Raw genomic sequence first — 25,781 nt, 5'->3', positions numbered from 1 at the left:
CTCTTCGTTGGCCTACACCGTTCCCGCCGCTGGCTGCGCGCGAGAACAGGTGGCAGTCGCCCTGTAGCCGGGTTTCTGCACTGGTCGTTCCCTCACCGAAGACGGTGTGCTGTGTCGCGTGCATTGCTGTCTGACCGGGTCGTGTGATCCTGTCGGGCGTTGTCAATGCGGACACAGCGTGGCCGAGAGAACATGTGTTTCGACCTGTGAACCTCACAGACAGAAGCACGAGAAACAGAAACCCGAAAGGATCAACGTGTCGACTACGTCGCGTACCCGCTCACAGACCCGCCGCTCGCGGGCACTGGGCATTGCCCTGACCCCCAAGGCTGCCAAGTACATGGAGCGCCGCCCCTACGGTCCCGGCCAGCACGGCCGCACCAAGCGCAAGAGCGACAGCGACTACGCTGTGCGTCTGCGCGAGAAGCAGCGTCTTCGCGCCCAGTACGGCATCCGCGAGAAGCAGCTCGTGATCGCGTTCAAGGAAGCCCGTCGCCAGGATGGCCTGACCGGTGAGAACCTGGTTGAGCTGCTCGAGATGCGTCTCGACGCCCTCGTGCTCCGCGCAGGCTTCGCCCGCACGACCGCGCAGGCTCGCCAGCTCGTCGTGCACCGCCACATCCTTGTTGACGGCAAGATCGTCGATCGCCCCTCGTTCCGCGTCAAGCCCGGACAGCTCATCCACGTGAAGGAGCGCTCCGAGGGCATCGAACCCCTGCAGGTTGCTGCCGCTGGTGGCCACGCAGAGGTTCTGCCGAACGTTCCCGGCTACCTCGAGGTTGAGCTCGACAAGCTGCAGGCACGCCTGACTCGCCGCCCGAAGCGCGCCGAGGTCCCCGTGACCTGTGAAGTGCAGCTCGTCGTCGAGTACTACGCAGCGCGCTAATACGGCGTAATTCAAAGGAGGGGTCCCGGTTCGCCGGGGCCCCTCCTTTGGTTTGTGAGCAATGTCCAGCCGATCTGCGGGGCGTGCACACGATCCGCATAGGATCATCTGGCTGACTGGGAGCATGCGAACTCAGACGGCGACCGCGGCAGACACCGCACAGGATCAGAAGCCCCGTGTGCTCGTGGTTGACGACGAGCCCTCGCTTGCTGACCTCATCAGCATGGCCCTGCGCTACGAAGGCTGGGAGACCCGGATCGCGCGAGACGGTGCCGAAGCGCTTGCCTCAATTCCCGACTTCAAACCGGATCTCATGGTGCTCGACATCATGATGCCCGAGTTGGATGGTCTCGAAGTGCTGCAGCGCTTGCGTTCCGAGGGTGATCAGATTCCCGTGCTGTTTCTGACCGCCCGCGATTCGCTGCAGGATCGACTCACGGGGCTCGGCGCAGGCGGCGACGACTATCTCACCAAACCGTTCAGTCTCGATGAGTTGGTCGCGCGCGTACACGCGCTGGCCCGCCGCTCGACGACGACGCTTCGGCAGGCAACGGATCCGGTGCGGCGTTTTGGTGACCTGACGCTCAACGAGCACAGCTGCGAGGTGCAGCGTGGCGGAGAAACGATCAACCTGACCTCGACGGAGTACGAGCTGCTGCTGTTCCTCATGGAGAACGAGCAGCGTGTGGTCAGCAAAGCAAAGATTTACGAGCGCGTCTGGCATGGGGAGTATGACGGCAGCCGGGCGGTGGTGGAGCTCAACATTTCGTATCTACGCAAAAAACTAGAAACGGGGCGATCGCCCATAATACGCACCGTGCGGGGAGTCGGATACATTCTGAAGCAGGCGAGCGATGACTGAGCGAGCAACTTTGCGATCGTTACGCCCCGCGCACTGGTCGTTGCGCACCCGGCTCGTTGCAGCGCTAGCGTTCACCGTCATCGTGCTTTCGGGAACGATTGCGCTGATCGGACTTACCTCGCTGCGCGCATCGCTGATCGAACAACTCGACGGAGAGCTCGGAATGCTCTCCTCGCGGGTCATGATTACTGGCGGAGTTGGAGTGCCAGGGCAAGTCACCAAGAGCGACGTCTCAGTGATCGTTGAGGGTCCGGGCGTCGCCGCGGGTGCGATCGTGATCCGGGTGGATCCGGATGGTGCGACCGGCGCGTATCTCGACACCGACTACAGCGTACAAATGCTTTCGACACAGCAGCTCGCGAAGATCCTCAACAATTGGCCCAGCGCTTCGCACCGCGAGCTTTCACCCGGTGAAGGGCTCGGAGGGTATCGTTTCGCGCTCGAACAGCGCGACGGTGCCACCGTTGTGACAGGGCTGCCGCTCACATCGGTGGAGCGGACAATTTCCTCCTTAGGGCTCACGATGGCGACCGTGGCTGTCCTCGGCTGTCTCCTTTTCGGATCTCTCGCGGCCTGGTACATGAGGCATGAATTGCGGCCGCTTGAGCTGGTCGCTGCCGCAGCCGAGGAAGTTGCGAACACGAGCCTGGAACACGGCAGCGTTGAACTACAGCGGGCGGAGGAGCTACGGCCAGGCAGTGCGGGGGAGCTTACCCGCTTAGTCTCGGGCTTCAACGCGATGATCGATCAGGTCACCCACGCCTTTCGGGCCCGCCACGAAAGCGAGAAGAAGATGCGTCGCTTCGTGGCAGATGCCTCCCACGAGCTGCGCACGCCGCTCGCCTCAATCCGAGGCTATTCGGAGCTTACGAAGCGCATGGGGCTTGAACTCCCTCAAGATGTCGTCTACGCGCTCGGCAGAATCGAATCGGAGTCGGTGCGCATGACGGCCCTTGTTGAGGATCTGCTGCTGCTCGCCCGTATCGATGAGGGTAAGGAAATTGCTCGGGATCCGGTGGACCTGGTGGTGCTGATCTCCGACGCCGTGAACGACGCCGCCGCAGCCGGAAGTGATCACGAGTGGATCTGGGAGGCTCCTGAAGAGGACACGACCGTCATCGGTGACGGCGCCAGGTTGCAGCAGGTGATGGTGAACCTGCTCGCAAACGCGAGGGTCCATACGCCGGCGGGTACCAGCGTCCGGGTGAGCGCGGTGAATCGGCCGGGATGGGTATCGATAACGGTGCGCGATGATGGACCCGGGATCCCCGAAGAACAGCTGCCGTCCTTGTTTGAGCGGTTCACACGCGGCGACAGTTCGCGCACTCGCGTGACGGGCAGCACCGGCCTTGGACTCGCCATCACTCAGGCGATCGCTCAGGCTCACGGGGGATCCGTGCGGGTGACAAGTAGCCCGGGAGATACCTGCTTCACAGTGGAGTTGCCCCGCGGGTGAATGGCTCACCCGCTAAGCTGGTTCGCGTGTGTCTGCGCTGGAAGGGAATGCGCGGGTTTCACGCTACGAAGGGATGATTACATGCAGAAACTCAGATGGCTCGTCTGCGGCGCAGTGCTGGGGTTCGTCGCAGCGCACTTCGTCAATAGGACTCCTGAGGGGCGCCGCTTTTTCGACCGGGTGAATCGCGGGATCGCCGAGTTTAACCGCGCCTTCGATAAGGGCTACCACGAGGGAGACCCGGTTCATTTGGATGTCGAGGCCGCGCTCAGTTCGCTGCCCGACAAGCGCTAGTACCTCTCTCTGCCGCCGGCCCCGCGAGCGCAGCGAGTCGAAGCCCCGTTGATTTCGATTCTGCGAGCCAAACTCAATCGGCGGCTTTGGAACCACGATTCTTCAACACCTCAAACAAGGACACGTAACGGATGCAGACCGCCGAGATTCACCGCCGTTGGCTCGATTTTTTTGAGAAGCGCGGACACACCGTGGTGCCCTCAGCGTCACTCGTAAGTGATGATCCCAGCCTGATGTTCACGGTGGCGGGAATGGTGCCGTTTGTGCCGTATCTCTCCGGGCTCGTCCCTGCGCCGTACCCGCGTGCCACAAGCGTGCAGAAGTGCATTCGTACCAACGACATCGAGGAGGTCGGGCGCACCCCGCGCCACGGCACCTTCTTCCAGATGTGCGGAAATTTCTCCTTCGGCGACTATTTCAAAGAAGGGGCGATTACTTTCGCTTGGGATCTGCTCACCACCAGCGAAGAAGAGGGCGGTCTCGGCTTTCGCCCCGAGGATCTCTGGGTCACCGTCTACGAAGAAGACGATGAGGCGCTGGCACTGTGGAAGCAACACTCGACGCTGCCAGAGGAGCGGATCCAGAAGCTCGGCAAGGACACCAACTACTGGTCTACCGGCCAGCCCGGCCCCGCGGGCCCTTGCTCCGAGATCTTCTATGACATGGGGCCCGAATACGGTGTCGACGGGGGCCCGCCACCGACGACGATCGCTACGTGGAGATCTGGAACCTCGTGTTCATGCAGTACCAGGTTGCCGATGTGAAGTCGAAAACCGACTTCACGATCCTGGGCGAACTGCCGAAGAAGAACATCGATACCGGCCTCGGTCTTGAGCGCGTTGCCTTCATCAAGCAGGGCGTGCAAAACATGTACGAGATCGACCAGGTGCGTCCCGTGCTTGATCGCGCGGCGGAGCTCGCTGGCAAAGTGTACGGAGAGAACCACGAGGACGACGTGATGCTGCGCGTGATCGCGGATCATGTGCGTTCGGGGCTCATGTTGATCGCAGACGGAGTGACGCCCTCGAACGAGGGGCGCGGCTACATTTTGCGGCGTCTGCTGCGTCGCGTCACTCGTTCTATGCGTCAGCTGGGCGTTGAGGGACCGAGCTTTGCCGAGCTGTTCCCAGTGTCGCGCGATGCGATGAAGGCAGCCTATCCCTCGGTTGAGCAGGACTTCGAGTTCATTTCTCGCGCCGCATATGCCGAAGAGAAGGCGTTCTTGCGGACCCTCGCATCGGGCAGCCAGACCCTTGACACCGCGGTGGCGGAGGCGAAGACTTCAGGCAAGCCGGTCTCGGGTGAAACCGCGTTTTTGCTCCACGACACCTTCGGTTTCCCCGTCGAGCTGACGCTTGAGGTGGCAGAAGAAGCCGGTGTTTCTGTAGATGCTGACGTCTTCCAGACGCTCATGCAGGAACAGCGGGATCGCGCAAAGGCGGACGCGAAAGCCAAGAAGGGCCAGCGGGCGGACCTGACGGTCTACAAAGAACTGCGCGGCCTCGGCGAGACACTGTTCACCGGCTATGACGAGCTCAGCCACGAAAGCCGCGTGCTCGGGATCGTCGTCGACGGCCTGCCGGTTTCCGAGGCGCGCGAGGGCCAGATCGCCGAGCTCGTGCTCGCGGAGACCTCGCTGTGGGCGGAGTCGGGTGGTCAAGACGCGGATCAGGGCCTCATCGTCGGCGACGGCTTCGAAGCTGAAGTGCTCGACGTGCAGAAGCCGGTGCCGGGGCTCATCGTGCACACCGTGAAAGTGACTGTCGGCACCGTGGGGATCGACGCGCGTGCGGAGACCCGTGTCGACGCTGACTACCGCCGCGGTGCCACGCAAGCGCACTCCGGCACGCACATCGTGCACGCCGCCCTGCGCGAGGTGCTCGGCAGCGGAGCACACCAGGCGGGTTCCTACAACAAGGCAGGCTACCTGCGCCTCGACTTTACGCACAGCGACGCGCTCTCCGCAGAAACGAAGAGCGAGATCGAAGAGATCTCAAACCTTGCGATTCGCGCCGACTATGACGTGGTAACCCGCGAAATGGGCATTGACGAGGCGAAAGCCCTCGGCGCAATGGCGCTGTTTGGGGAGAAGTATGGCGACCGCGTGCGCGTGGTCGACATCGGCGGTGCGTGGTCGCGTGAGCTCTGCGCGGGCACCCACGTTTCGGGATCCGCGGAGGTCGGCATGATTAGCCTCATTTCGGAGAGTTCTGTCGGGTCCACCAATCGTCGCATCGAATCGCTTGTCGGTATCGAGGCGTTCCGCAACTTCGCTGCCGAACGTGCGATCGTGCAGCAGCTGACGAGCGGCCTGAAGGTGCCGCGCACAGAACTCGTCACGAAGGTGCAGGATCTTGGTTCCCAGCTGAAGCAGGCGGAGAAGAAGATCGCGGCGCTCGAAGCCGAGAAGCTGGGGCAGCGGATCCCGGAACTGCTTGCGGGCGCGGAGCAGATCGGAGGTGCCCGCGCGGTGCTCGCAGCGCTCGGCACCGTCGGCTCCGCTGACGAGCTGCGCAGCATGGCTCTGCAACTGCGCGAGCGGCTCGGCAGCGAAGCGGCGGTCGTCGTGCTCGCGGGCGAGGCCTCGGGCAAACCGGTCGTCATCGCTGCGACGAATGCCGCGGCGCGCGAGGCCGGCGTCAAGGCGGGTGCCCTCGCCAAACTGGGTGCGCAGGTGCTCGGCGGCGGTGGCGGCGGCAAAGACGATCTTGCGCAGGGCGGCGGCACTGACCCTCTGAAGATCGCCGATGCGCTCGCTGAGATTCGCCGGGAGCTTGGGGCCTAGGGCTTGCGCACGGGAGTACGTCTCGGTATAGACGTCGGAAAGGCTCGCGTGGGGGTCGCGCAGAGCGATCCACACGGCATGCTCGCCACACCGGTTGAGACGGTGCCGCGTGAGCGGCCCGGCGGGTCGATCGTGCGGATCACGGAACTTGTGAGGGAACTCGAAGCAATCGAAGTCATTGTGGGGTTGCCCCTCAACCTGCGCGGCGAGCACACACCCTCCACCGATGATGCGCGAGAGTTTGCGCAGGAGCTCGCCGTGGAGCTCGCGCCTCTGAACATCGCTGTGCGGCTCGTGGACGAGCGACTTTCGACGGTGTCGGCGCACAGCCAGTTGCGGCAGGCTGGAAAGAGATCGAAACAGAGCCGCAGCATCATTGATCAAGCGGCCGCGGTCGTGATCCTGCAGCATGCGCTTGATATTGAGCGCTCACGCGGGGAAGCCGCGGGCAGCGTGGTCGAGACGAAGAACGAGACAACCGAGGGGAACACAGCAGAATGAGCGCTCGCACACGCGGGGAAGCAAAGACCACTGGAAAGCGGGTCCTCATCTCGGTGATCGTCGCCGTGGTGCTGCTCGGCGGACTCGGAGCGGCGGGCACGTATCTGTGGTCACAGTTCGGCGATCGCATTTCGCTTGCGCTCGGATGGACGAGCAACGACTACGAGGGTGCGGGGCGCGGCGAGACCATCGTGGTCATCACCGAGGGGAGATCGGCGAAGACGTTGCAAACTCCCTTGCTGAGGCCGATGTGGTGAAGACCTCGGAAGCCTTTTACGAGTTGTTACTTGCGCAGGATGGCCCCGTCGAGTTCCTCCCGGGCTCGTATCGTTTGAAGTTGCAGATGAGTGCACAGGCTGCCCTGGATGCGCTGCAGGATCCGGCGAACCGGATGGCGTTCACGGCCATGATTCCGGAGGGAAAATCGGTCGCGCAGACACTGGAGATCGTGTCAGCGGGGGCGGGGATCCCGCTCGCGGAGCTGAAGACTGCTGCGGCGGATCCGAGCCAGTTTGGTCTACCAGCGGGGGTCACCTCGCTCGAAGGGTGGCTCTTCCCTGCCACTTACGAGTTCGAATCTGACACCACCGCGGTCGAGGCCATTACGCGCCTCGTTGAGCAGCAGAAGCAGGTGTTGAACGAGTTTGGCGTTCCCGAGGATGACCGCGAGCGCGTGTTGACCATCGCCGCGATGGTGCAGCGTGAGGGGGCAGGATCGAGGACTTCGGCAAGGTTTCGCGCGTGATCCAGAATCGACTCGACAAGGACATGCTGCTGCAGATGGACTCCACGGCGCAGTACGGCATGGGGCAGCACGAAGACGGCAGCGTGTGGTCGACCGACGAAGCGCTCGCTGACGACAACCCCTGGAACACCTATGTGCACAAGGGCTTGCCCGCGGGGCCGATCTCAAATCCTGGGCGTGACGCGATCGGGGCGGCGCTGAACCCGGAACCGGGGATTGGCTCTACTTTGTCGCGGTCAACCTTGATACGCGTGAATCGGTGTTCACGACCAACGTCGAGGATCACGAAGCGGCGGTCGCGCAGCTGAACGAGTGGTGCGTGGCGAACCCGGGTCGCGGCTGCTGATGGCGGGATCGGTGCCTGCGGGCGAAGTGAGCGGGCTCGGCGCCGCCGATCACCTCGCGGTGATGGGCTCGCCGATTGCGCACTCCCTTTCTCCCGTCATTCACCGGGCCGCGTACGCTGAACTCGGCCTGCCGTGGCAGTATTCCGCTGAGCAGCGCGAGGCGCACGAGCTCGAGGATTTTCTGCAGACTCGCGGGCCCGAGTGGCGCGGCTTTTCGCTGACGATGCCGCTGAAGGAAGAAGCGCACCGACTCGCGCGGGTGCTTGACCCTGTGGCGACAGAGAGCGGCGTCGTGAACACGCTCCTCAGGCTTTCCGGAGATGCGGGCTGGGCGGGCTTCAACACCGATGTTGCTGGGCTTGCTGCGGCGATCCAAGACGCTCGACTCGACGCGACGAGCACGATCGTGCTCGGGTCCGGAGCCACCGCCGTCTCAGCGGTTCTTGCGGCGCGGAAGCTGGGTGCGCGGCATGTCGAAGTGGTTGCGAGGAATATCGATGCGATCTCGGATCTGGTTGCACGCTTCGCGGAGACGACTGAACCCGGCGCTGCCGAGGCGTTGCACGTTTCCGGCACGCCTCTTGCGCACGCCGATCTCTTGACTGCGGATCTTGTGGCTCACCCTGATCCGAGGGTCGGCGCGCCGACACTGGTCATTTCCACGCTTCCCGGCCCGCGAGCGCGAGCCTGAAGTTCCCGGCCGAGATCACCGCGATCCCGCTCTTTGATGTGGCCTACGACCCGTGGCCGTCGCCGCTTGCCGAACGCTGGTGTGAAGCTGGGGGAGAAGCGCACTCGGGGCTCGGCATGCTCGTGCGGCAGGCGCTGCTGCAGATCAGGATTTTTAGCGCCGGCGATCCGGACACCCCGTTGCCCGACGAACAGGGCCTGCTTTCCGCGATGCGCGCTGCTCACGACTTGCTTCGTGACCTTTGAAAGCCTCTCTCCCGTCAGTACCCACGCCGCGCTCTACGCTCACTTGCAGCAAGAGGCCCTCGAACGTCTGACGGACACCCTGGGTGAATACCGCTGGGACGTCGACACGACTGCCGGCATCCTCACGTTTACCTCGCCAGTGGACCCATCGCGGAGCATCGTTGCTGGCTGTGAAGTGATCGCTTCGATTGCGCCAGGGCCACGGTCGATGCTCTGGGGATGGTCGATGGAACAGGGGCGAGCTGATGGATTCGCGGCCAAAATCCGCAGCTACGGTGCGCAACACGGCATAGCCGAATTGACTGCACCGGAGGTGTTCTTCCCCACCGACCCGATTGATGATTTGGCGAGCTGGGTGTTGGGTGCTTCGCATCAGGTGGGTGCCGTGGCTACCGCCGTCACCGGCCACGGCCCATATTTCTCGGCACCTTTTGGAGGCGGGTCCCGTGCAGTCTGCATGTTGACTTTGAACCCGCCGCTGCCAAAACCGACAGTTTCAGAAGCGGTCGTTGCGCTCCCGCGCCTGCTCAGTGGTCTCCCTCTGACCGATCCTCGGCAGGCGGTGCTCGGGCTCGCCAGGCTCTCGGGGTGGTCAGCGGAGTGGACGGACGCGCAGTACACGCACCTGACGGTTGACGACAACGTGAGTAAGGCAACAATCGAGTTTGACGAGCAAGGCCGCGTTGTACGAGTGCAAGGCAGTCTCTCCGCATAGTGTTCCGGGCCGCGAGTTATGGGAAGATAGTCCGTATGCTGCGTTGGCTTACCGCCGGGGAATCCCACGGCCCTGAACTCATTGCTGTCCTTGAAGGGCTGCCCGCGGGCGTGCCCGTGTCTCTCGACGAGATCCGAGAGGATCTGGCGCGACGAAAGCTTGGCTATGGCCGAGGCTCGCGCATGAAGTTCGAGCAAGACGAGCTCAACCTTTCCGGCGGTGTGGTGCAGGGCGTCTCGATTGGCGGCCCGGTAGCGATTCGTATCGGCAACACCGAGTGGCCGAAATGGACCGAGGTGATGAACCCAGAGCGCACCGAGCTTTCGGAGCGGTCACGCGGTCGCGGCGCCCCGCTCACGCGACCCCGCCCGGGGCACGCGGACCTCACCGGTATGCAGAAGTACGGCTTTGATGAGGCTCGTCCGGTTCTTGAGCGGGCCAGCGCTCGCGAAACCGCCGCGCGAGTCGCGCTCGGCGCTGTCGCCCGCGCGTTCCTGCGAGAGCTCGGGATCACCCTCGTCAGTCACACGGTTTCGATCGGGGATGTCGCGGTGCCCGCGGGAAGTGCGCTGCCGCGCCCCGAAGACGTTGCCGCGCTTGACGCTGATCCGCTGCGCTGCTTCGACGCCGCCACGAGCGCCCGCATGGTGACAGAGGTCGACGACACGAAGAAGTCGGGCGACACGATCGGTGGCATCGTCGAGGTGCTCGCTTACGGCCTGCCGCCGGGGCTTGGATCCTACGTCCACTGGGATCGGCGCCTTGACTCCCGTCTCGCCGGGCCCTGATGGGGATCCAGGCGATCAAGGGCGTTGAGGTTGGAGACGGCTTCGAGACGACGCGCCGACGTGGATCCGAAGCGCACGACGAACTCCACATCGTCGACGGCGAAATCCAACGCGATACGGGTCGCGCCGGTGGTATCGAGGGCGGCATGACCACCGGTCAGGTGCTGCGAGTCCGCGCCGGCATGAAGCCAATCGCGACGGTTCCCAACGCGCTGCCCACGATCGATACGGCGACGGGCGAAGAGGCGAAGGCGCATCACCAGCGCAGCGACGTTTCCGCGGTTCCCGCCGCGGGCGTAGTTGCCGAGGCGATGGTGGCGCTGATCCTGGCAGACGCGGTCGCTGAGAAGTTTGGCGGTGACAGTGTTCAGGAGACACGCCGCAACATGCAGAGCTACCTCGCCGCGATCCCGGACCAGCTCACCACCGCTATCGAATCGTGAACGGTTCGAGGCGGGTGCAGTGGCCAGCGGGCCTTCCCGGGCCTGTGCCGGCGCCTCCGCCCGGTGACAGCCCTCGTCGCTCGCCAACGCCGTCTCCGGCGCCACCTCAGCCAAAGCCCGGCCCGCCGACGACACCGATCAGCCTGCCAAAACCGGCGCCCTCCGCTGAGGCGGGGAAACCGTCGCGGCCAAAGCGGCGCAGACGCCGCAGGCGCAGGGGGCCCAGGCTTCCCGATCGCACCATCGTGTTTGTGGGGCCCATGGCCGCCGGCAAAACGAGCCTGGGCAAACGGGTGGCGCGAGAACTCGGGATCCCGTTCGTCGACAGCGACGCGATCATCGTCCGCAAGCACGGCCCGATCACGGCGTTCTTTGAGCGGCACGGCGAGGCGGAGTTCCGTCGGATCGAGGCCGAGGTGATTGCGGCAGAGCTCGCAAACTCCGAGGTCCGGATTCTCGCCCTCGGTGGGGGAGCAGTGATTACCGAAAGCACGCGGAAACTGCTCGCCGGGCACCCGGTCGTTCTGCTCCTCACCACCCAGGAAGCCGTGATGCGCACCGCGAATATTGCGCGGCGCCCACTCCTACGCGACGATCCCAATGCCTGGGGTCGCATCTTTGAGGAGCGCCGCCCGCTCTATGAAGAAGTCGCGGACGTTTCATATCGCACGGATCGTGCGTCAAAAGAACAACTTGCCAGGCGCGTAGCCCAGTGGGCGCGCAGCTTCAGGAAGGACACCGTATGAGCACCCCCGTCACCGAGATCCAGGTCACCGGCGATTCCGAGTACACGGTCACGGTGGGGCGCGGGATCCTGGATCGCTTGCCTCAAGCTCTGGGCGACCGCGTGAACAAGGTGCTGATTGTGCACACCCCGACCGTGGGGAAGCTCGCGGACGAACTGCGCGAGTCGCTGCAACAGCGGTATGCGCAGGTGCTTCTCGCGGAGGTACCGGACGCGGAGTCCGCGAAGAGGGTTGAGGTTGCGGCGTTCTGCTGGCAGATCCTCGGTCAGGCCGACTTCACGCGCACTGACGCGGTGATTGGCCTCGGCGGTGGCGCGGTCACGGATCTTGCGGGCTTTGTGGCGGCGACCTGGCTTCGCGGCGTTCGCCTGGTGCAGGTGCCGACGACGGTGCTCGGCATGGTCGACGCATCGGTCGGGGGGAAAACCGGCATCAACACGGCCGAGGGGAAGAACCTGGTCGGTTGCTTCTATGCACCGAGCGCCGTCATCTGCGACCTCGAGCTGCTCGCCACGCTGCCGCGCAACGAACTCCTGGCGGGGTTTGCAGAGGTCGCGAAGTGCGGATTCATCGCTGAGCCGGAGATCCTGGAACTGCTCGAGGCTGATGTTGAGCGCGCGACGGATCCTGCCACACCGGAATTTCAGCGCGTGGTCGAGCTTGCGATCGGCGTGAAGGCACGGGTCGTTTCCGAGGACTTCCGCGAGGGCGGGCTGCGCGAGATCCTGAACTACGGACACACGCTCGGACACGCGATCGAGCACGCCGAGCGCTACCAGTGGCGGCACGGCGTCGCGATCTCGATCGGCATGATGTACGCGGCAGAGCTGGGACGGATGGCGGGATCGCTGTCCGATGAGGCGGTTGAGCGCCATCGCCGGATCCTGAGCTCGCTGACGCTGCCGCTCGCGTATCCGGCCGGGCGGTGGCAGGGTTTGCTCGCGACGATGCAGCGAGACAAGAAAGCGCGTGCGGGCATGCTGCGGTTCATTGTGCTTGACGACATCGCGAAGCCGCGCGTGCTTGCCGGCGTTGACGAGTCTGTGCTGCAATTCGCCTATCAAGAGATCGCGAATTAGCTACGGCCACTTCTGGCCGTAGCCGCGAGCTCCCGAGCCCGTCTCGGGCTCGGTGTAGGCGCCTGCATTCGGCGGCGCCGTGATCGGGAACTAGCTACCGCAGGCCCCCGCGATTTCACCTAGGGCACCGATTCGACTGAGAACACCTCTTTTGTGGTGCAAGGAGGTGTTCTCAGTCGAATCGGTGTTTGACGCACAAGTCTCGGCGGCGCAAGATACCCCCGGGGGTATGTGCTAGTCTCGTGGGCGAACAGAGTTTCGCAAACGAGAGGACCAACATGCGCATCGTCATCGTCGGGGGAGTCGCAGCGGGCATGAGTGCGGCTGCGCGCGCACGCAGGCTCGACGAGTCGGCCGAGATTATTGTGCTCGAGCGCGGCGAACACGTCTCGTTTGCGAACTGTGGCCTGCCATACTACGTCGGTGGTGAGATCGAGGATCGCGCCAAGCTGCTCGTGCAGACCCCGGCCTCGCTACGTGAAGCGCTCAACCTCGACGTGCGGATCCACCACAATGTCACAAGCCTCGACGCCGACACCAAGCAACTCACCGTGCAGACCCCAACGGGCGCGCAGCAGCTGAGCTATGACACCCTGATTCTGTCTCCTGGCGCGTTCGCCCTCCGCCCGCCCATTGACGGGCTCGACTCGCCGCGCGTGAGTACGCTGCGCACCGTCGACGACGCGATCGCCATGCGCGATCGGGTCGAGACCGGAGCCCGCAAAGCTGTCGTGCTGGGTGCCGGGTTCATCGGAATTGAGGCGGCCGAAGCGCTCCGCATGCAGGGGCTTGAGGTCGACATTGTGGAGTTCGCGCCACACGTTTTGCCGCCGCTCGAGACCGAGATCGCTGTCCCCGTCACAGCGGAGCTGCGTCGCCTCGGCATCACCGTGAATGACGGCATTGCCGCCCAGGCGATCGAGCCGGGCGCGGATCGCGACACCGTGATCCTCTCGGACGGTCGCCGTATCGACGCCGATCTGATCGTGCTCTCGGTGGGCGTGCGCCCCGACACGGCCGTGTTTGAGGCTGCCGGGGTTGCCTGTGACCGTGGCGCCATGCTTGTCGATGAGCACGGCCGCACGAGTCTCCCCGGTGTGTACGCCGCCGGCGATGCCACGGTCTCGGTGGATCGTGTCACCGGGATCAAGCGTCCCGTCGCCCTCGCTGGCCCCGCGAATCGTGCGGGCAGACAGATCGCCGATCACATTCTGCGTCCCGCGCAGGCCCGCCCGATCCCCAGCGCTGTCGGCACCGCGATCGTGCGCGTGGGCGAACTCACCGCCGCGATGACCGGCGCGAACCGTGCTTCACTACAGCAGGCCGGGATCGAGTTCGACACGCTGCATCTGCACCCCGCCCAGCACGCCGGCTATTTCCCGGGGGCGCAGTCAATGGCACTGGTCGTGCATATTCGCCGAGGTGACGGATTGGTGCTCGGTGCTCAGGGAGTCGGGCCGGAGGGAGTTGACAAACGCATCGACGTGCTCGCGACCGCGATTCGCGCCGGATTTACGGCGGCGGATCTCATTGACCTGGATCTTGCCTACTCGCCCGTTTACGGCAGCGCGAAGGATCCGGTGAACATGGCCGGCATGGTCGGCTCGAACGTCGTCGATGGCACGCTGAAGCTTTGGTACGCGGAGGAATGGGAGGCGCTGCGAGAGGAGAGCCTCATCCTCGACGTGCGCAGCGTGGCAGAATTCGCGGCGGGTCACCTGCCCGGTTCGCTCAATGTGCCGCACACCGAGCTGCGCGAGCGGATCGCGGAGGTCGAAGCGGCGGCCGCGGGTCGCGCCGTGCGGGTGCTCTGCGGATCCGGCGTCCGCTCACACATCGCGCACCGAGCGCTGACCCAACTCGGCTACGACAGCGCGTCGTTATCGGGCGGAATGGTCACGGTGCGCGCGGTGCTCGGGGACGCCATCCTCGTGCGCTAACGCAAGTGTTCGACGTGTTCGCTGCTGCCCCAAGCTCGGTCGGCAGTGAGCGCGGCGACGCCCAAGCGCTCTGCGAGTGCGATGCAGAGACGATCGGCAAGGGAGAGGCCTGATCCTTGACGCCATAGGGCGGCGGCGCGTTCTGCGTCGGCGGTCGTCACCGGCTCTATCCGAATACCGTAGCTTTCAAGTAATACTCGAGCGAGGTTCCAGTCTGCACCGCGGGCTCGGACTTTCTGGGCAACCTCGGACCAGTTTGCCGCACCGATGATGCCGCCGGAGAGCGCCAAACTCACTCGTTCAGATCCGGTCTCGCCCTGCAGAAAAGCAAGAACTGCGGACGCGTCGAGCACCATCATGCAGCGTCTTCATCCGCAGCAGCTTTTCGTCTTTCATCAATGAGGGCGTCGACCAAGCTTGCTCCCGCGAGTTGTTTGCGGATGAGCTGTTGGGCTTGAGCTTGAGTCGTTAGGATCACGCCCTGTTCGGTTTCGATGAACAGCAACGGAATCCCCTGCTCCCACTTCTGCTGTGCGCGCAGTGCCGCAGGCACCACCAAACGTCCACGATCTCCCAGGGGCGCGATAAAGGTGGTACTCATGGAAACACTCTACCATTCACGTTCTATCGGTGGGAAGGGCTTGGATGCCTGTGTCCACGTCGCAGCCTCACCCGAGGCGCAGCCCTTGGCCCTCAAGGATGAGCGCGAGCACCCGGCGATCCTCGCGGTGCATCACACCCTCCACAAACCGGGTGAGCGCGTGTTCGAGGGTGACGGTGCCTGCGCTACCCGCAACCTTCTGCAGGATCGCGACGAGCGTGCGGGGCGCGAGCACCGACTCTTCCAAACCCGGCCTGCCATCGATCTCGCGCTCGGTCGAGACATATGATTCAAACCCCTCGCCGTGAGCACCCGCGAACACCTGTTGGCTGATGAACGCGGCCCGCGCCACCCGCTGCAACTCGTCAACAGAGATGCCGGGTGGCAGTTCGCCGCGGTGATCCACGACCGCGGCCGCCGCGAGCAGCGCATTCTCAGTGGGAAACTCGCTGTAGTCGCGTCCCGTGTCGGGATAGTGCACCCGATAGCTGTTCGCGCCGAAGCGGTTGACGAGTTCAGCGCTCAATCGGTCGAGGCCGCGGTAGCGGTGCGGGGTCTGTTCGTTGGCGGTGGCGAGGATCGCGAACCCCTGCGCGACACGCACGGCACGCCCCGCATTCTCCTGCACGTTGAGGGTGTCGCCCGGCCGCAACTGCAGGATCCGGTTGAGTCGCTTCAGGAATTCCGGCGGCATCGCGTTCACCTCGTCGAGGATGACGGGCCGCCCCTCAGTCATGGCGCGCAGCAGCGGCCCCGGCACAAACACGCTCACCGTCGCGCCGCCCTCGGCGCGCAGCTCGTGGCTGCCGATGAGCTGCGCGCTCGTGATGTCACCGTAGCCCGAGATCAGCTCGGGTTCCGCGCGCGGATCCGCACCCACGACCCTGCACAGGTGCTCCGCGAGCGCGGTCTTTGCGCCACCGGTCTCACCCACCAGCAGCAGAGGTTCGCCGCGCCTCAGCGATGGCATGGCCTCCGCAATAATGCCGCGCATCTGCGCCGTTTGGAGGAGGCCATCGCGTAGCTGGGCACGCGCCTCGCGCAGGCGCACCGTTCCGAGGGCGGTGAGGACGCTGTCGCGGGTCGCGGCGGAGGTGATGCCATGCTGCCAGCGCACGTCGTCCGCGGATTCGCTACGCAGGCGCGTGATCCTTCCATCTTCTCCGGGGGTCAGCTCGCGTCGATCCGCCACGGCACGCGCAACCGTGCGATCCGCGGCGGCGAGGCGTTCCTCCCTTGCCCGCTCGGCCCGGCGCGCCTCCGCGGCGATCCTGAGTGCCGCCGCGCGCTCAGTGAGGGCAAGTTCAAGCCTGGCGCGATGCTCGGGATCCTCCCACAGCGCGTCGCGGCGCCGTTGCAGGGCCCGGAGCTCTTCTACAAGCTCGGGGTGCGGCAGCTCCTGCGGCCCCGAGGCCGCGAGCGCCTTCCGTACACGGCGCGCTTGCGTCGAGAGTTGGTGAACCTCAAACAGAATCGGGTCTGCGTCGATCGGGAGCATATCGTCACGCTATCACTCTGTCCGCCCGCGAGTAGGGTGGGAAGCATGATCCCGAGCGCCGACCCGTTGCATGAGCGTCTGCGCGCGGCCTCGGCGATCGTGGGGGTACCGATCACCGTGACCGACGATGCCGAGTGGCGCATCACCGACGGTGGAATCCAGGTGGGTTTCGGCTACTACGCGGCAGGCGGGCACGGCGATCACGAGGCGGTCGCGCTTGCACTGCTGCAACTGTGGGAGGGCGCGCGTTTCCCGCAGACGGGCCCGGACCGCGCCCGGCGGCGCGAGTCGATCCTGCAAAAGGAGCCGGCGCTCGAACCGCTGCTCGACGCGATACTCAGGCTGCAAGCCGCCGCCGAACTCCTCACCGCATTGCCGGCGCTGCGTGATGATCTTGCGGCTGCGGCGACGCGCAGCCTGCCCGAGATGCTTGAAGAGCTGCCCCGGCACCTGCAATGGGTAGCGTTGCTGCTGTGGGTGGGGCTTGCGCGGCGGAACCGGCTCGCCGCAGCGCCCGAAGTGATTGCAGAGTGGCAGACCCTCGCTGCCCTCGGTAGCGAGCGCACCGACCCGCTGCGGCACGTGTTGGCGCCGGATCCGGCGCGCACGCCCCTGCAGCGGTTCGAGCGCGCGCTTGCGCTGCTCCTGCCCGCTTACACGCGGCTGATGGCCCTTGACCGTGCGGATCGCGGCTTGGCGCACACGGGGGACGAGAGCGACGGCGAAGCTGCCAGTGCTGGTGCTGAAGGTCTTGGCGGTTCGGACGGCGGTGACGCGGAAGAACCACAACAGGGTGAGGGCGAGGCCACCGCGGGCACTGCGGCGGAGGCCCCGGATCCTGCGAGCGATCGGGCACGGCGTGGGGAAGGGCAGGACCGTGCGGAGGGATCGGATCTCTTTGCGGCAGAGCAGGCGGGGTTTGTGACGGCGTTTCTGTCGACGCCGATGCCTGTGCAGACAGCGCTGCTCGAAGCCAACGTGGAGCTCTCGATCGACGCGCGGGCGGACGCTGCCGCGGAGGCCTCCGCACCGACCGGGGGAAGCGCGGGAACTGCGCAGTCGGCGCGCGCCACAGCCGACTATCGAACGCGTGCCGCGGAACTCGCGGCAGCGATCGCACAGATGCGTGATGTCTGGGCTGAAGTGGTGACCGAGCGTATTGCATATCGTGCGGCATTTGACCGTCTGCCGCACGAGGAGGGTGACGCCCTCCACCCGGAGGCGCTCGCGTCGGTCATTGCGGAGGTTAACGCGGGGACGCCGAACCCGCGCGCGTTCGTGAAGCGCCGCGCCCGGCCACGCAGGACACGGCGCAGCGGCAGCACCGACTACGTGCTCTTGATCGACCGGTCCGCGTCGATGCAGGGCGCGGCAGCGGCGGCAGCGGCCGACGCAGCGTTGATCATGCTCGAGGCGCTGGCCGGCGCCGAACGCGATGTTCGTTTCGCCGAGGTGACGTCGGGGATCAGCCTGGACCTCGATATTCGCACCTCACTCATCGTCTTTGACGCGGTCGCTGAGACCGTGAAACCGCTGTCTCGCGGGCTCGACGATACGGTGCGGCAGCGCATGGTGGCGGCGATCCAAAGCCCGCGTGGTTCGACGAATGACGCCGCCGCGCTCTCCGAGGCCGCCTCGCAGCTCGGTCTCGGCGGCGACCGGGGGAGCGTGGATCCTCTCGTGTCGGATGGACTTGAGCGCCGCCGCATCGTGATCTTTGTGGGAGATGGCGGATCCAACGACCCGGTGGCGGCCGCGGCACAGCTGCGGCGTCTACACGCGGCGGGTGTCCATGTCTACGGCATTGGGATCCGCAGTGACGACATCGTGCAGCGATTTGCGCCGAGGAGTCACCGGGTGGACGACCCGCGGGATCTGCCGAGCGCGCTGCAGGAACTTATCGAGCGCGAGCGGGTAGCGTAGGGCCCACTAGAGACGGGATGACGATGGAATTCACAACGGGTAATGAGCAATTGGCGCTGGTCCGTGCCCTGTTCCCGGATCTTGCCGAGACACTCGACTCAGCGCTCGCGGAGCGCGGACAAGGTGCGGCAGACCGCGACGACCGGGGATTTGATGCGTGGCTCGATGCCGAGGCCGCGAGCCTTCGCAATGGTGCGCTCGCGGGCGCCCCCTTTGCTGCACTGGGAGATGCTGAGTCAGCACGATTTGAGGCCGCCTTTGTGTCTGCTCGTTCGGTTGCGCTGCAAGGCAAACTGGCGCTTCCGGAACCGGAGGCATTCGCCGCCGCGGGGGTCGATCTCGGGCGCCTCGCCCGGCACCTGGCCTCAGATGCCACGCTGGTACCCGTGCCCGCACCCTACGGACTCGGGGCCGAGCGCTGGGGCGAACTGTTTCGGAACGCGGCCGCGCAGCCCGGAAGCCCCTTTGGTGCGTCCGATTCGCTGACCTTTGCGGCGGAGGTGCTTGATGGTTTTGGGATCCTGGATTCGGTCCCGGATCCCGCTCTTGCGCGCGTCGAGACGCACTCGGACGAGGCAGTGCCGCTGACCTGGACGCTGCGCCTCATCCCGGCGACTCCCAAGCCGCCGCTGTTGGGGCTCGGGTTCGCCCACGGCCCGCACATTTCGCTCCCGGAGATGCTGATGTTGCAGCTGATGCGTGTCACCACCGGGGCGCGACCCGTCGATACCGAGAGCTTCACCTGGCTCGCGGGCGCACTTGCTGGTGGCAGGCTCGCCGCCCGCCACGTCTTCGACGACAGCGAATCGCTAGTTCGTATCAGTTGCCGAGAGATCGGGAACCAGGGACCGCATCTGGGAGCGCGGCCGCCGGTGGGGTAGGGTTCGGCGTCGTCTGTGCCACCGGCGGAGGGGCGGGAGCGGCCCGGCATTCGCTTAAACAGGGAACCCCGCCGCGTCGCCGCTTCGCGCCGCCGCGCCGACCCTGATGCGCTCATTGCCGGGACGCTCCCGCCCCTCCGCCTTAAGTCCTGTCGTTCGGGCGGTGGCGGTTGTTGAGAAGGTGATGTCCGCACTCGCACGGGCCAAGCCGAGGAAACCTGTGACCTCAGTGGAGAAATAGGCTCCAGGCCCGAACGCGAGCAACCGTGTCAAGGGCGAATACGGCGAATGGGTGAGTGATAAACACTTCCACGAGCTTGGATATGAGCGAGTAGACACACCGAAGCATGTCAAGGCGAAAGGTATCGACGTCATCTACAAGACTCCCAAGGGGAAATTCGTGATCGTTGAAGCTAAGTACTCGACCAATGGGAAGCCCAGTCTTGGTAAGACTCAGGATGGTACGCAAATGAGCGATAGCTGGTTGAAAGGGGAAACTCTGAGTTTAACCGAATTCTCAAGGCTGTGGACGGGGACGAGAATCTTGCAAGGCAGATACGCGATGCCTTGAACAAGGGCGAAGTTGATAAGATAATGTCCATCATCCGACCGGATGGCTCGTTGACCTTAAGGCCCATCCCGAACGACTTGATTTAGAACCGGGGTGAGGATGTCGAACATATTTCGTGATCCACGTGCTGAACGTGAGCCGCTCCAGAGATTTCTGGAGAACAAATTCGAGGCGATTCCGTTGTATATTGACTCGATTAGCGAGGGTCGGCGACAGTCATCTGTGGATCGGATTGATTTGCGGGATCTCTCGCGAATCTATTTTGATGTGCTGAAGCTGTCGTATTCCTTGGGCGCCGCGCCTGAAGATCTTCGCGAGTATCTGGATCCTGCGGTTGACTTGTACGTGGAATATCAACGCGAGGACGGACGTATGAAGTCGGCGTCGAAGGGGCAGATTTACTCCTGGCAGGAATTGCCGACTCGTCAAATTAATGCAGCCCAGCTGTTGAGTGTCGTGGTTGTGATCGGCACTCCTGAGCAGCGTGCCCGGATTGGCGAGGTGCTTGAGGTGAGGGGGCCTGAACCTGTGCTTGAGTTCTTGGCGGGATTGCGTGATGACTCGATTGACGGAGCTGAAGCGGGGGACTACCCCCCGAGGCCGTATGGGCGTCTATTGAAGGTGATTCAAGCTGCACCTGAGAAACGGCCGAAGTTAATGGCTGATTTTGTGAAGCATTGGTACAACGGATGCCGGAAAGCTCAGTGGTGGGGAGACCATCTGAGTGGTCCGAGGCGTGGCAAACCAGTTGTGTATTCGGGCTATTGGTGTTTTGAGGCTGCGGCTGTGACGCAGTTGCTGGGGATCGATGATTCGCTGTACCGGGATAACGAGTATTATCCGCGAGACATCTTTATTAAGCGCGATTAGAGCCCATTCCTGCCTGAGCGTGCTGAATACGAAGTGTCTAAAGAGAGAACTGGAGCGTAATGACGAGTCCTACTGTGGCCGACTTTCCGACTAGCTATGCGGATGCGAGAAGTCGCATCCTGCTGCGGCCTTTCGGGGTGATGCCAGGTGCAGTGCGGCATCTTGAACTGTCGGTTGCTGGCCGCGTTGAGGCGTTTCCCGTGTTGAGTGCTGTCAGCGATGAAATAAACCTCGCGCCAGTTGTCTCCCTCGCAGACGGGGACGCTTGGCTAACTGCCGCAACGCTCGCAGAGTGGGGTGTGGTCGTCGAGCAGGTTGTGATCGACTCGTTGAGTGATCTTGGTGAGTTGGCTGTTGACATTCGGCAAGTAGGAACAAGTACGTTTGTTCTTCACAGTGACGTTTGGCGGGTGCCGTGTGGCGTTCCCCTCAGCTGGTAAGCGGGCTGGAAGTGGAGGGGCTTCCGGTCATGTGGCATGCTGGCGATGGCGTCACCCTTGTGGCGGGCGATCGTGCGGTTGATGGGTTTCGGATTGCTGCAGCTATGCTGCTTGAACGTTTGCAGTCTGGTATTGAAGTCGAAACTCTCACGCCGCACCGGCTCGTTGATGGTGCATGGGTGCCGTCAGTTTGGCCGGAAGAGGTTCAAGACACGTTGCGGCTGGTTGAACGGCTGTTTGCTCAGCAATGGTATGAGCGGCAGCGCGGACCGCTTGGCGACTACTGCCAGCAACAAGGCATCGATGTGAGCGTGCCAGAGTATCGGGTGATGGAGACTCCTGAAGGAGAAACCATTTCGGCATGCGCCTATGTCGAGGGTACTCAAACTCTGATTCCTGATGTCGATTTGGTGTTGGTGATCCGGCCCGATGGTTCTGCGCAACCACATTCGTTTGATGAGTTCCGAACGAGTGCCGGAGTTTCTCTTCAGAATGCGCGGGTGTCACCGCAGCGCTGGTTCCGTGGGGTGTGATACAACGCGTTTCCCCGCTTTCTGAGAATTCGTTTGTTCGCCTGTTCCAACAATGCGGCGCAAAACTGGCTGATAGTTTGAAGTATCTGGTTTGTGACAGGGTGCCTTGGCCATAAGCTTCAGAGAACGTGTGCACTCAGGGGGTGCGAGATGAATTGGAATGATTGCCTTAACAGACTCAATGAAGTCAACGAAAAGTATGGTCACAGCGCTCCGCCCCCGGCGAAGAAAGTCTACGACTTCCTGTCGTTCGCGAGATCTCGATATGGCCTCTTCATTCCAGTTGAGTTTGCGGAGTTTTGGAAGCTCCAGAACGGCTTGGAATTTGATGGGAACGTCTTCTATCACGTAGACGAGAGTTCGAATGAGGATATTGATCCCTCGGACGTTTCGACCAACAACTCGATTATTGCCACCAATGCTATTTGGCGCGAAAACGAAGGCAACCCTCGGTACACGTTCCTCGGAGACGGCAATATTGATTGGTACGTTTATGACACTGAGAGTGGTAGGTACCTGGTATTGGACAAGTCTTCCGCTGAGATTATGGAGACTTTTGATAACTTTGAAGAGTTCTTCACAACAGTTTTGACTCAAATGGTAGAACAAATCTAAGCCGATTTTGTGCTGAAGAACTCGGTTGAAACTGGATTGGATAATTTCGGATCTGTCGACTTTGATTGTTCAGGCGCAGCAAGCGTTGGTATCTGCTGAAAGGGCAGGTCGTTCGGCTGATGTGCAGGTTTCACGCGAGCTCCCCTTGGTGCCTATACTCGACGGATCCGTACGTCAAATTCCCGCTGTTATGGCCAGTAAAATCTGGGGGAGTGACATTCGCTCAGCTGTCCCCAAAGGGTGGCTAAGGAAGGGAATTGGTGTTCGCTTTGTCAATCCTAAGTGCTCAGACGAGTCAATTTCAGTTGAAAATGGCTGGGCGGGACTTACCTACGCGTTGCACTCTGGACCATATGTCAAGATTGGGCGAGACGGCGTTGTCACTCGGATCCCGTTATTGGGTAATCCAGTTTTAGGAGGAGAACAGTGGTGGAGGATACCAAGGCGCTTCTCTGGCTTGCAGTCGAAGACTATGCTGGTCTTTGGGAAGCGGTGTGGGAACTCCGCTCGATTCATCCCGATGCCGCTGATGGTTTTCTTCTGGACCGGGCAAGGGTAATTTTGTCTGAGCTAATTGAAAAGAATCTGATTCAGTTATTCTTTTACCAAGAGTCTTCGGAAGCGCTTTGGTCCGTCGCGAGTGATGAGGTCGGCGAATTACTAGCTAAAGCCGAAAATTGGGTTGAGCCAAAATCTGATGAGGATATTCTGATTAGGTTTAGTGCTACGTCTGCTGGGGAAACGAGAGTATTGACCGGGCGTGCTATAGATATTGAATCTTGAGCCTGGTGCGTGTTTGATGACAATGAGTGCCTGGGCCGGTGTACGCACCGAGTCGCGCGAGCCGCTGCATGTGTGCGGGGAGCGCGAAGCGCAGATCCACCGTCAAGCTTCTCGTTGCGCCGTTCAGTTGCCCAGCCGGTGGAGCCAGTAGCCGGGTTCGCGGTGCTCATGAGCGTACGCCAGAATCAAGATCGCCTGCGGTTCTACAGCGTAAACGATCCGGTACGGGTATCTTCCGAATGGCCTTGCTGCGGATCACGGTGCCATCGTCGGCGGTGGTGAACGTTGGGGCAGCGCTCGGCCAGCGGGCGATGGCGTTTCGCGCTCGCCGGGCCTGCTCGATGAGCACGAGGCCGATCCCCGGTTCCTACTTTTCATACCAGCGCACAGCGGCATCGAACTCATCGACTGCCTAGGGTTGCTCCCACTGGTGTAGGGTCATGCGGTGAGGGATGAGCGCAATTGGGTGTAGTGCTTGTCAGCATCCATCAACTCGACGGTGCCGGCGCGCACCTCGGCAAGTCGCCGTGTGGCTTCAGCGCGCCAGAGCCCATCGGCCTCACTCGTTTCGTCTGCGTCACGGAGGCTTGCGAGCAGGGCGTGAGCGACGACCGCGCGCTGATCAGCGTCGAGCGCGAGGCCGTCTCGGATCAGAGTCGCGGTGTCTGGTGTCATCTTTCCAAGGGTACGTCGAACGGCTGACAGCCGCCCGCGTAGTGCCCGCTGCCAGTGTGTGAGCGCGACCGCACCGCCCGCCGGGCAGGCTCAGGCTCGCCGCTTGACGCAGCGCGGGCTACCAGGTGCTTGTCGCGTCATCCCGCGTCGAGGGGAGCCTGGTTGTGCGCCCCCACTCAAGGATCTCCTGGGGGACAGAAAAGCTCGCGGGATCCACGCCGGATTTTTCGATGATCTCCGCCACCGGCACCACACCACCGCTGCGGCGAAGGATCCTGGCACGGACAACCGCCCGCGCATAGATCTCCGGCCGTCGATGTGCATCGGGGCGCACGAAACGCTGTTCCATGAACACCGCCTGCTCGTCAAAACCGAGGATCCGTGACTCGATCCAGAACCGCTGCCACGGATTGAGCGACTTGCGGTACGAAATCGTCTGCCCGACGACGACCGGGTACCAGCCCTCACTCTTGAACAGCGACATCACTCCGTTGCGCTGGATCAGGTCAAAGCGCGCGATATCCATGATCGACAGGTACTTGCCGTTATTCATGTGGCGGAGCAGATCAAGGTCGGTCGGCCACACCCGAAAGCGAGATCGCGACATGTCCGAGAACCCAAGCCTGCGACCGCGGGGTCCCACGAAGAGTATGTGCCAGACGGTCCGAAAGAGCATGTGCATGCTCGTGATCCTACGCTGTTCCACGTTCGGTTCGTCAGATTCTCCGGGAACCGCAGCCTCGACCCGCTAAGATGGGTGGGCGCGATCCCGCGATCGAACTTGAACGACAGAAACTCGGAGAAACCCCCGCATGGCAACCTCAAACGATATTAAGAACGGCACTGTCATCAAGGAGGCGGGCCAGCTCTGGAGCGTCGTCGAGTTTCAGCACGTAAAGCCCGGCAAGGGTGGCGCCTTCGTGCGCACCAAGCAGAAGAACGTGGTCTCCGGCAAGATCATCGACAAGACCTACAACGCGGGCGCAAAGATCGAGACGGCAAACGTCGATCGCCGCGACTTCCAGTACCTCTACCAAGACGGCGCCGACTTCGTCTTCATGGATCAGACTGACTACGACCAGATCACGGTTTCCGCGGTCGTCGTGGGCGACGCGTCCAAGTACATGCTTGAGAGCCAGCAGGTGCAGATTGCCCTGCACGAGGGGGAGCCGCTCTACTTGGAGATGCCGCCGTCCGTCGTGCTCGAGGTGACCTACACCGAGCCCGGACTGCAGGGCGACCGCTCCACGGGTGGCACCAAGCCGGCGACCGTCGAGACCGGTGCCGAGATCCAGGTGCCGTTGTTCCTCGAAACCGGAACGAAGGTCAAGGTTGACACCCGCACGGGTGAATACCTCGGCCGCGTCAACGACTAGTCCGCCTACGTGTCAGCACGAACGAAGGCCCGCAAGCGCGCGCTCGACATGCTGTTCCAGGCCGACGTGCGCGATGTTCCGATCTTCGACATCCTGCACGCCGAGTCGAAGCGTGCGGCGACGGAGCCGGATCGCGCGGCATCGTGGATGTATGCGCGCGAAATTGTCGACGGCGTGACGGATCATCGCGAAGAGATCGACGAGTTGATCTCCAGCTATGCGCTTGGGTGGACCTTGGAACGGATGCCGAACATCGACCGGGCGCTGCTGCGGGTCGCGGCTTGGGAGATCCTCTACAACGAGGAGGTGCCCGCAGCCGTCGCCATCGACGAGGCCGTGGAACTCGCGAAGGACTATTCCACAGAGGATTCAAGTCGTTTCGTCAACGGTGTTCTCGGCAAGATCGCGGATCACGCGAAGGCGTAGAAGCGGTCCCTTGGCGGGCTCGCGAACGGCGCAAACCGCGCGAGATCGGCCCGGAATCATGCGCTA

Annotated in this window: 29 protein-coding genes and 2 pseudogenes; 25 read left to right on the top strand and 6 right to left on the bottom strand. The window is 63.2% G+C overall.

Annotated elements, in window-relative coordinates; genetic code table 11:
- The first annotated feature begins 256 nt into the window (after window positions 1-256).
- The 13 genes and pseudogenes from rpsD to aroC all read left to right on the top strand — a co-directional run bounded on the left by rpsD (window position 257) and on the right by aroC (window position 10,758).
- Window positions 257-886, top strand: coding sequence for a 30S ribosomal protein S4 (gene rpsD / locus G7067_RS09740; protein WP_166323843.1), 630 nt, complete (start codon window positions 257-259; stop codon window positions 884-886).
- 124 nt (window positions 887-1,010) lie between these two features.
- Window positions 1,011-1,748 carry a response regulator transcription factor gene (locus G7067_RS09735; protein ID WP_205881120.1) on the top strand — a complete coding sequence of 246 codons (738 nt, stop codon included), beginning with the start codon at window positions 1,011-1,013 and terminating at the stop codon, window positions 1,746-1,748.
- Window positions 1,741-3,204 carry a sensor histidine kinase gene (locus G7067_RS09730; protein ID WP_166323831.1) on the top strand — a complete coding sequence of 488 codons (1,464 nt, stop codon included), beginning with the start codon at window positions 1,741-1,743 and terminating at the stop codon, window positions 3,202-3,204. The genes G7067_RS09735 and G7067_RS09730 overlap by 8 nt, the downstream gene beginning before the upstream one ends.
- 81 nt (window positions 3,205-3,285) lie before the next feature.
- Window positions 3,286-3,498, top strand: a complete 213-nt coding sequence (locus G7067_RS09725) for a hypothetical protein (protein WP_166323829.1) — start codon at window positions 3,286-3,288, stop codon at window positions 3,496-3,498.
- A gap of 131 nt (window positions 3,499-3,629) precedes the next feature.
- Window positions 3,630-6,283, top strand: a pseudogene (alaS, locus tag G7067_RS09720) (alanine--tRNA ligase).
- A gap of 3 nt (window positions 6,284-6,286) precedes the next feature.
- Window positions 6,287-6,784: a Holliday junction resolvase RuvX gene (gene ruvX / locus G7067_RS09715; RefSeq protein ID WP_166323827.1), complete on the top strand. Its 498-nt coding sequence runs from the start codon at window positions 6,287-6,289 to the stop codon at window positions 6,782-6,784.
- Window positions 6,781-7,041 carry a flagellar basal body-associated FliL family protein gene (locus G7067_RS14340; protein ID WP_244301049.1) on the top strand — a complete coding sequence of 87 codons (261 nt, stop codon included), beginning with the start codon at window positions 6,781-6,783 and terminating at the stop codon, window positions 7,039-7,041. The genes ruvX and G7067_RS14340 overlap by 4 nt, the downstream gene beginning before the upstream one ends.
- On the top strand, window positions 7,038-7,529 hold the full coding sequence (locus G7067_RS14685; RefSeq protein ID WP_280115705.1) for an endolytic transglycosylase MltG: 492 nt from the start codon (window positions 7,038-7,040) through the stop codon (window positions 7,527-7,529). The genes G7067_RS14340 and G7067_RS14685 overlap by 4 nt, the downstream gene beginning before the upstream one ends.
- On the top strand, window positions 7,526-7,837 hold the full coding sequence (locus tag G7067_RS14680; protein ID WP_280115704.1) for an endolytic transglycosylase MltG: 312 nt from the start codon (window positions 7,526-7,528) through the stop codon (window positions 7,835-7,837). The genes G7067_RS14685 and G7067_RS14680 overlap by 4 nt, the downstream gene beginning before the upstream one ends.
- Window positions 7,838-7,844: 7 nt before the next feature.
- Window positions 7,845-8,567, top strand: coding sequence for a shikimate dehydrogenase family protein (locus G7067_RS09705; RefSeq protein ID WP_244301048.1), 723 nt, complete (start codon window positions 7,845-7,847; stop codon window positions 8,565-8,567).
- 38 nt (window positions 8,568-8,605) lie between these two features.
- Window positions 8,606-8,812, top strand: a complete 207-nt coding sequence (locus tag G7067_RS14335; protein WP_244301047.1) for a hypothetical protein — start codon at window positions 8,606-8,608, stop codon at window positions 8,810-8,812.
- A complete protein-coding gene (locus tag G7067_RS09700; RefSeq protein WP_166323825.1) occupies window positions 8,802-9,527 on the top strand; it encodes a DUF6882 domain-containing protein in 726 nt (241 codons plus the stop codon). The genes G7067_RS14335 and G7067_RS09700 overlap by 11 nt, the downstream gene beginning before the upstream one ends.
- A 35-nt stretch (window positions 9,528-9,562) precedes the next feature.
- Window positions 9,563-10,758, top strand: a pseudogene (gene aroC, locus G7067_RS09695) (chorismate synthase).
- Between the two features lie 106 nt (window positions 10,759-10,864).
- On the opposite strand, the gene G7067_RS14330 reads toward aroC, so the two are convergent.
- Window positions 10,865-11,002: a hypothetical protein gene (locus tag G7067_RS14330; protein WP_244301046.1), complete on the bottom strand. Its 138-nt coding sequence runs from the start codon at window positions 11,000-11,002 to the stop codon at window positions 10,865-10,867.
- Window positions 11,003-11,018: 16 nt separating this feature from the next.
- On the opposite strand from G7067_RS14330, the gene G7067_RS09690 reads away from it, so the two are divergent.
- The 3 genes from G7067_RS09690 (at window position 11,019) to G7067_RS09680 (ending at window position 14,523) form a co-directional block, all read left to right on the top strand.
- Window positions 11,019-11,504, top strand: a complete 486-nt coding sequence (locus G7067_RS09690) for a shikimate kinase (protein ID WP_244301045.1) — start codon at window positions 11,019-11,021, stop codon at window positions 11,502-11,504.
- Window positions 11,501-12,583: a 3-dehydroquinate synthase gene (gene aroB / locus G7067_RS09685; RefSeq protein ID WP_166323823.1), complete on the top strand. Its 1,083-nt coding sequence runs from the start codon at window positions 11,501-11,503 to the stop codon at window positions 12,581-12,583. Before G7067_RS09690 ends, aroB begins: the two co-directional genes overlap by 4 nt.
- A gap of 278 nt (window positions 12,584-12,861) precedes the next feature.
- Window positions 12,862-14,523 (top strand): FAD-dependent oxidoreductase, encoded by a 1,662-nt coding sequence (locus G7067_RS09680; RefSeq protein ID WP_166323821.1) that lies wholly within the window; start codon window positions 12,862-12,864, stop codon window positions 14,521-14,523.
- Here G7067_RS09680 and G7067_RS09675 read toward each other — a convergent pair.
- From G7067_RS09675 to G7067_RS09665, 3 genes are all read right to left on the bottom strand, one after another.
- A complete protein-coding gene (locus G7067_RS09675; RefSeq protein WP_166323819.1) occupies window positions 14,520-14,882 on the bottom strand; it encodes a type II toxin-antitoxin system VapC family toxin in 363 nt (120 codons plus the stop codon). The genes G7067_RS09680 and G7067_RS09675 overlap by 4 nt on opposite strands.
- Window positions 14,879-15,124 carry an AbrB/MazE/SpoVT family DNA-binding domain-containing protein gene (locus G7067_RS09670; RefSeq protein ID WP_166323817.1) on the bottom strand — a complete coding sequence of 82 codons (246 nt, stop codon included), beginning with the start codon at window positions 15,122-15,124 and terminating at the stop codon, window positions 14,879-14,881. The genes G7067_RS09675 and G7067_RS09670 overlap by 4 nt, the downstream gene beginning before the upstream one ends.
- A gap of 67 nt (window positions 15,125-15,191) precedes the next feature.
- The gene (locus tag G7067_RS09665; RefSeq protein ID WP_166323815.1) at window positions 15,192-16,622 is read right to left on the bottom strand and encodes an AAA family ATPase; all 1,431 of its coding nucleotides are present in this window, start codon (window positions 16,620-16,622) and stop codon (window positions 15,192-15,194) included.
- Between the two features lie 45 nt (window positions 16,623-16,667).
- On the opposite strand from G7067_RS09665, the gene G7067_RS09660 reads away from it, so the two are divergent.
- From G7067_RS09660 to G7067_RS09630, 7 genes are all read left to right on the top strand, one after another.
- Window positions 16,668-18,545 carry a vWA domain-containing protein gene (locus G7067_RS09660; protein ID WP_166323813.1) on the top strand — a complete coding sequence of 626 codons (1,878 nt, stop codon included), beginning with the start codon at window positions 16,668-16,670 and terminating at the stop codon, window positions 18,543-18,545.
- A 23-nt stretch (window positions 18,546-18,568) separates the two neighbouring features.
- Window positions 18,569-19,426, top strand: coding sequence for a hypothetical protein (locus G7067_RS09655; RefSeq protein ID WP_166323811.1), 858 nt, complete (start codon window positions 18,569-18,571; stop codon window positions 19,424-19,426).
- A gap of 793 nt (window positions 19,427-20,219) precedes the next feature.
- Entirely contained in the window at window positions 20,220-20,867 is a 648-nt protein-coding gene (locus G7067_RS09650; RefSeq protein WP_166323809.1) for a PoNe immunity protein domain-containing protein, read from the top strand.
- A 59-nt stretch (window positions 20,868-20,926) separates the two neighbouring features.
- Complete coding sequence (locus tag G7067_RS09645) at window positions 20,927-21,307, top strand: hypothetical protein (protein WP_166323807.1); 381 nt, start codon at window positions 20,927-20,929, stop codon at window positions 21,305-21,307.
- Window positions 21,308-21,318: 11 nt separating this feature from the next.
- On the top strand, window positions 21,319-21,840 hold the full coding sequence (locus tag G7067_RS09640; RefSeq protein WP_166323805.1) for a hypothetical protein: 522 nt from the start codon (window positions 21,319-21,321) through the stop codon (window positions 21,838-21,840).
- Between the two features lie 150 nt (window positions 21,841-21,990).
- Window positions 21,991-22,455 (top strand): YrhA family protein, encoded by a 465-nt coding sequence (locus tag G7067_RS09635; protein ID WP_166323803.1) that lies wholly within the window; start codon window positions 21,991-21,993, stop codon window positions 22,453-22,455.
- 429 nt (window positions 22,456-22,884) lie between these two features.
- Window positions 22,885-23,238: a hypothetical protein gene (locus tag G7067_RS09630; RefSeq protein WP_166323801.1), complete on the top strand. Its 354-nt coding sequence runs from the start codon at window positions 22,885-22,887 to the stop codon at window positions 23,236-23,238.
- A gap of 438 nt (window positions 23,239-23,676) precedes the next feature.
- Here G7067_RS09630 and G7067_RS09625 read toward each other — a convergent pair whose 3' ends face one another.
- The gene (locus tag G7067_RS09625) at window positions 23,677-23,913 is read right to left on the bottom strand and encodes an addiction module protein (RefSeq protein WP_166323799.1); all 237 of its coding nucleotides are present in this window, start codon (window positions 23,911-23,913) and stop codon (window positions 23,677-23,679) included.
- A 118-nt stretch (window positions 23,914-24,031) separates the two neighbouring features.
- On the bottom strand, window positions 24,032-24,595 hold the full coding sequence (locus tag G7067_RS09620; RefSeq protein WP_205881119.1) for a thioesterase family protein: 564 nt from the start codon (window positions 24,593-24,595) through the stop codon (window positions 24,032-24,034).
- Between the two features lie 130 nt (window positions 24,596-24,725).
- On the opposite strand from G7067_RS09620, the gene efp reads away from it, so the two are divergent.
- Window positions 24,726-25,289, top strand: coding sequence for an elongation factor P (gene efp / locus G7067_RS09615; RefSeq protein ID WP_166323797.1), 564 nt, complete (start codon window positions 24,726-24,728; stop codon window positions 25,287-25,289).
- Between the two features lie 9 nt (window positions 25,290-25,298).
- On the top strand, window positions 25,299-25,715 hold the full coding sequence (gene nusB / locus G7067_RS09610) for a transcription antitermination factor NusB (RefSeq protein ID WP_166323795.1): 417 nt from the start codon (window positions 25,299-25,301) through the stop codon (window positions 25,713-25,715).
- Window positions 25,716-25,781 lie beyond the last annotated feature (66 nt).

The organism is Leucobacter insecticola (assembly GCF_011382965.1).
Taxonomy (GTDB): Bacteria; Actinomycetota; Actinomycetes; order Actinomycetales; family Microbacteriaceae; genus Leucobacter; species Leucobacter insecticola.
Note: the sequence above shows the minus strand (reverse complement) of the source record. Positions and strands in the feature narration are given on the sequence as shown.

Coding starts and splice junctions, on each gene's coding strand:
- G7067_RS09735 (WP_205881120.1), top strand. CDS start 1,011: ATGCGAACTCAGACGGCGACCGCGGCAGACACCGCACAGGATCAGAAG.
- G7067_RS09730 (WP_166323831.1), top strand. CDS start 1,741: ATGACTGAGCGAGCAACTTTGCGATCGTTACGCCCCGCGCACTGGTCG.
- G7067_RS09725 (WP_166323829.1), top strand. CDS start 3,286: ATGCAGAAACTCAGATGGCTCGTCTGCGGCGCAGTGCTGGGGTTCGTC.
- G7067_RS14340 (WP_244301049.1), top strand. CDS start 6,781: ATGAGCGCTCGCACACGCGGGGAAGCAAAGACCACTGGAAAGCGGGTC.
- G7067_RS14330 (WP_244301046.1), bottom strand. CDS start 11,002: ATGGTGCGATCGGGAAGCCTGGGCCCCCTGCGCCTGCGGCGTCTGCGC.
- G7067_RS09690 (WP_244301045.1), top strand. CDS start 11,019: ATGGCCGCCGGCAAAACGAGCCTGGGCAAACGGGTGGCGCGAGAACTC.
- aroB (WP_166323823.1), top strand. CDS start 11,501: ATGAGCACCCCCGTCACCGAGATCCAGGTCACCGGCGATTCCGAGTAC.
- G7067_RS09680 (WP_166323821.1), top strand. CDS start 12,862: ATGCGCATCGTCATCGTCGGGGGAGTCGCAGCGGGCATGAGTGCGGCT.
- G7067_RS09675 (WP_166323819.1), bottom strand. CDS start 14,882: ATGATGGTGCTCGACGCGTCCGCAGTTCTTGCTTTTCTGCAGGGCGAG.
- G7067_RS09670 (WP_166323817.1), bottom strand. CDS start 15,124: ATGAGTACCACCTTTATCGCGCCCCTGGGAGATCGTGGACGTTTGGTG.
- G7067_RS09665 (WP_166323815.1), bottom strand. CDS start 16,622: ATGCTCCCGATCGACGCAGACCCGATTCTGTTTGAGGTTCACCAACTC.
- G7067_RS09660 (WP_166323813.1), top strand. CDS start 16,668: ATGATCCCGAGCGCCGACCCGTTGCATGAGCGTCTGCGCGCGGCCTCG.
- G7067_RS09655 (WP_166323811.1), top strand. CDS start 18,569: ATGGAATTCACAACGGGTAATGAGCAATTGGCGCTGGTCCGTGCCCTG.
- G7067_RS09645 (WP_166323807.1), top strand. CDS start 20,927: ATGACGAGTCCTACTGTGGCCGACTTTCCGACTAGCTATGCGGATGCG.
- G7067_RS09635 (WP_166323803.1), top strand. CDS start 21,991: ATGAATTGGAATGATTGCCTTAACAGACTCAATGAAGTCAACGAAAAG.
- G7067_RS09625 (WP_166323799.1), bottom strand. CDS start 23,913: ATGACACCAGACACCGCGACTCTGATCCGAGACGGCCTCGCGCTCGAC.
- G7067_RS09620 (WP_205881119.1), bottom strand. CDS start 24,595: ATGCACATGCTCTTTCGGACCGTCTGGCACATACTCTTCGTGGGACCC.
- efp (WP_166323797.1), top strand. CDS start 24,726: ATGGCAACCTCAAACGATATTAAGAACGGCACTGTCATCAAGGAGGCG.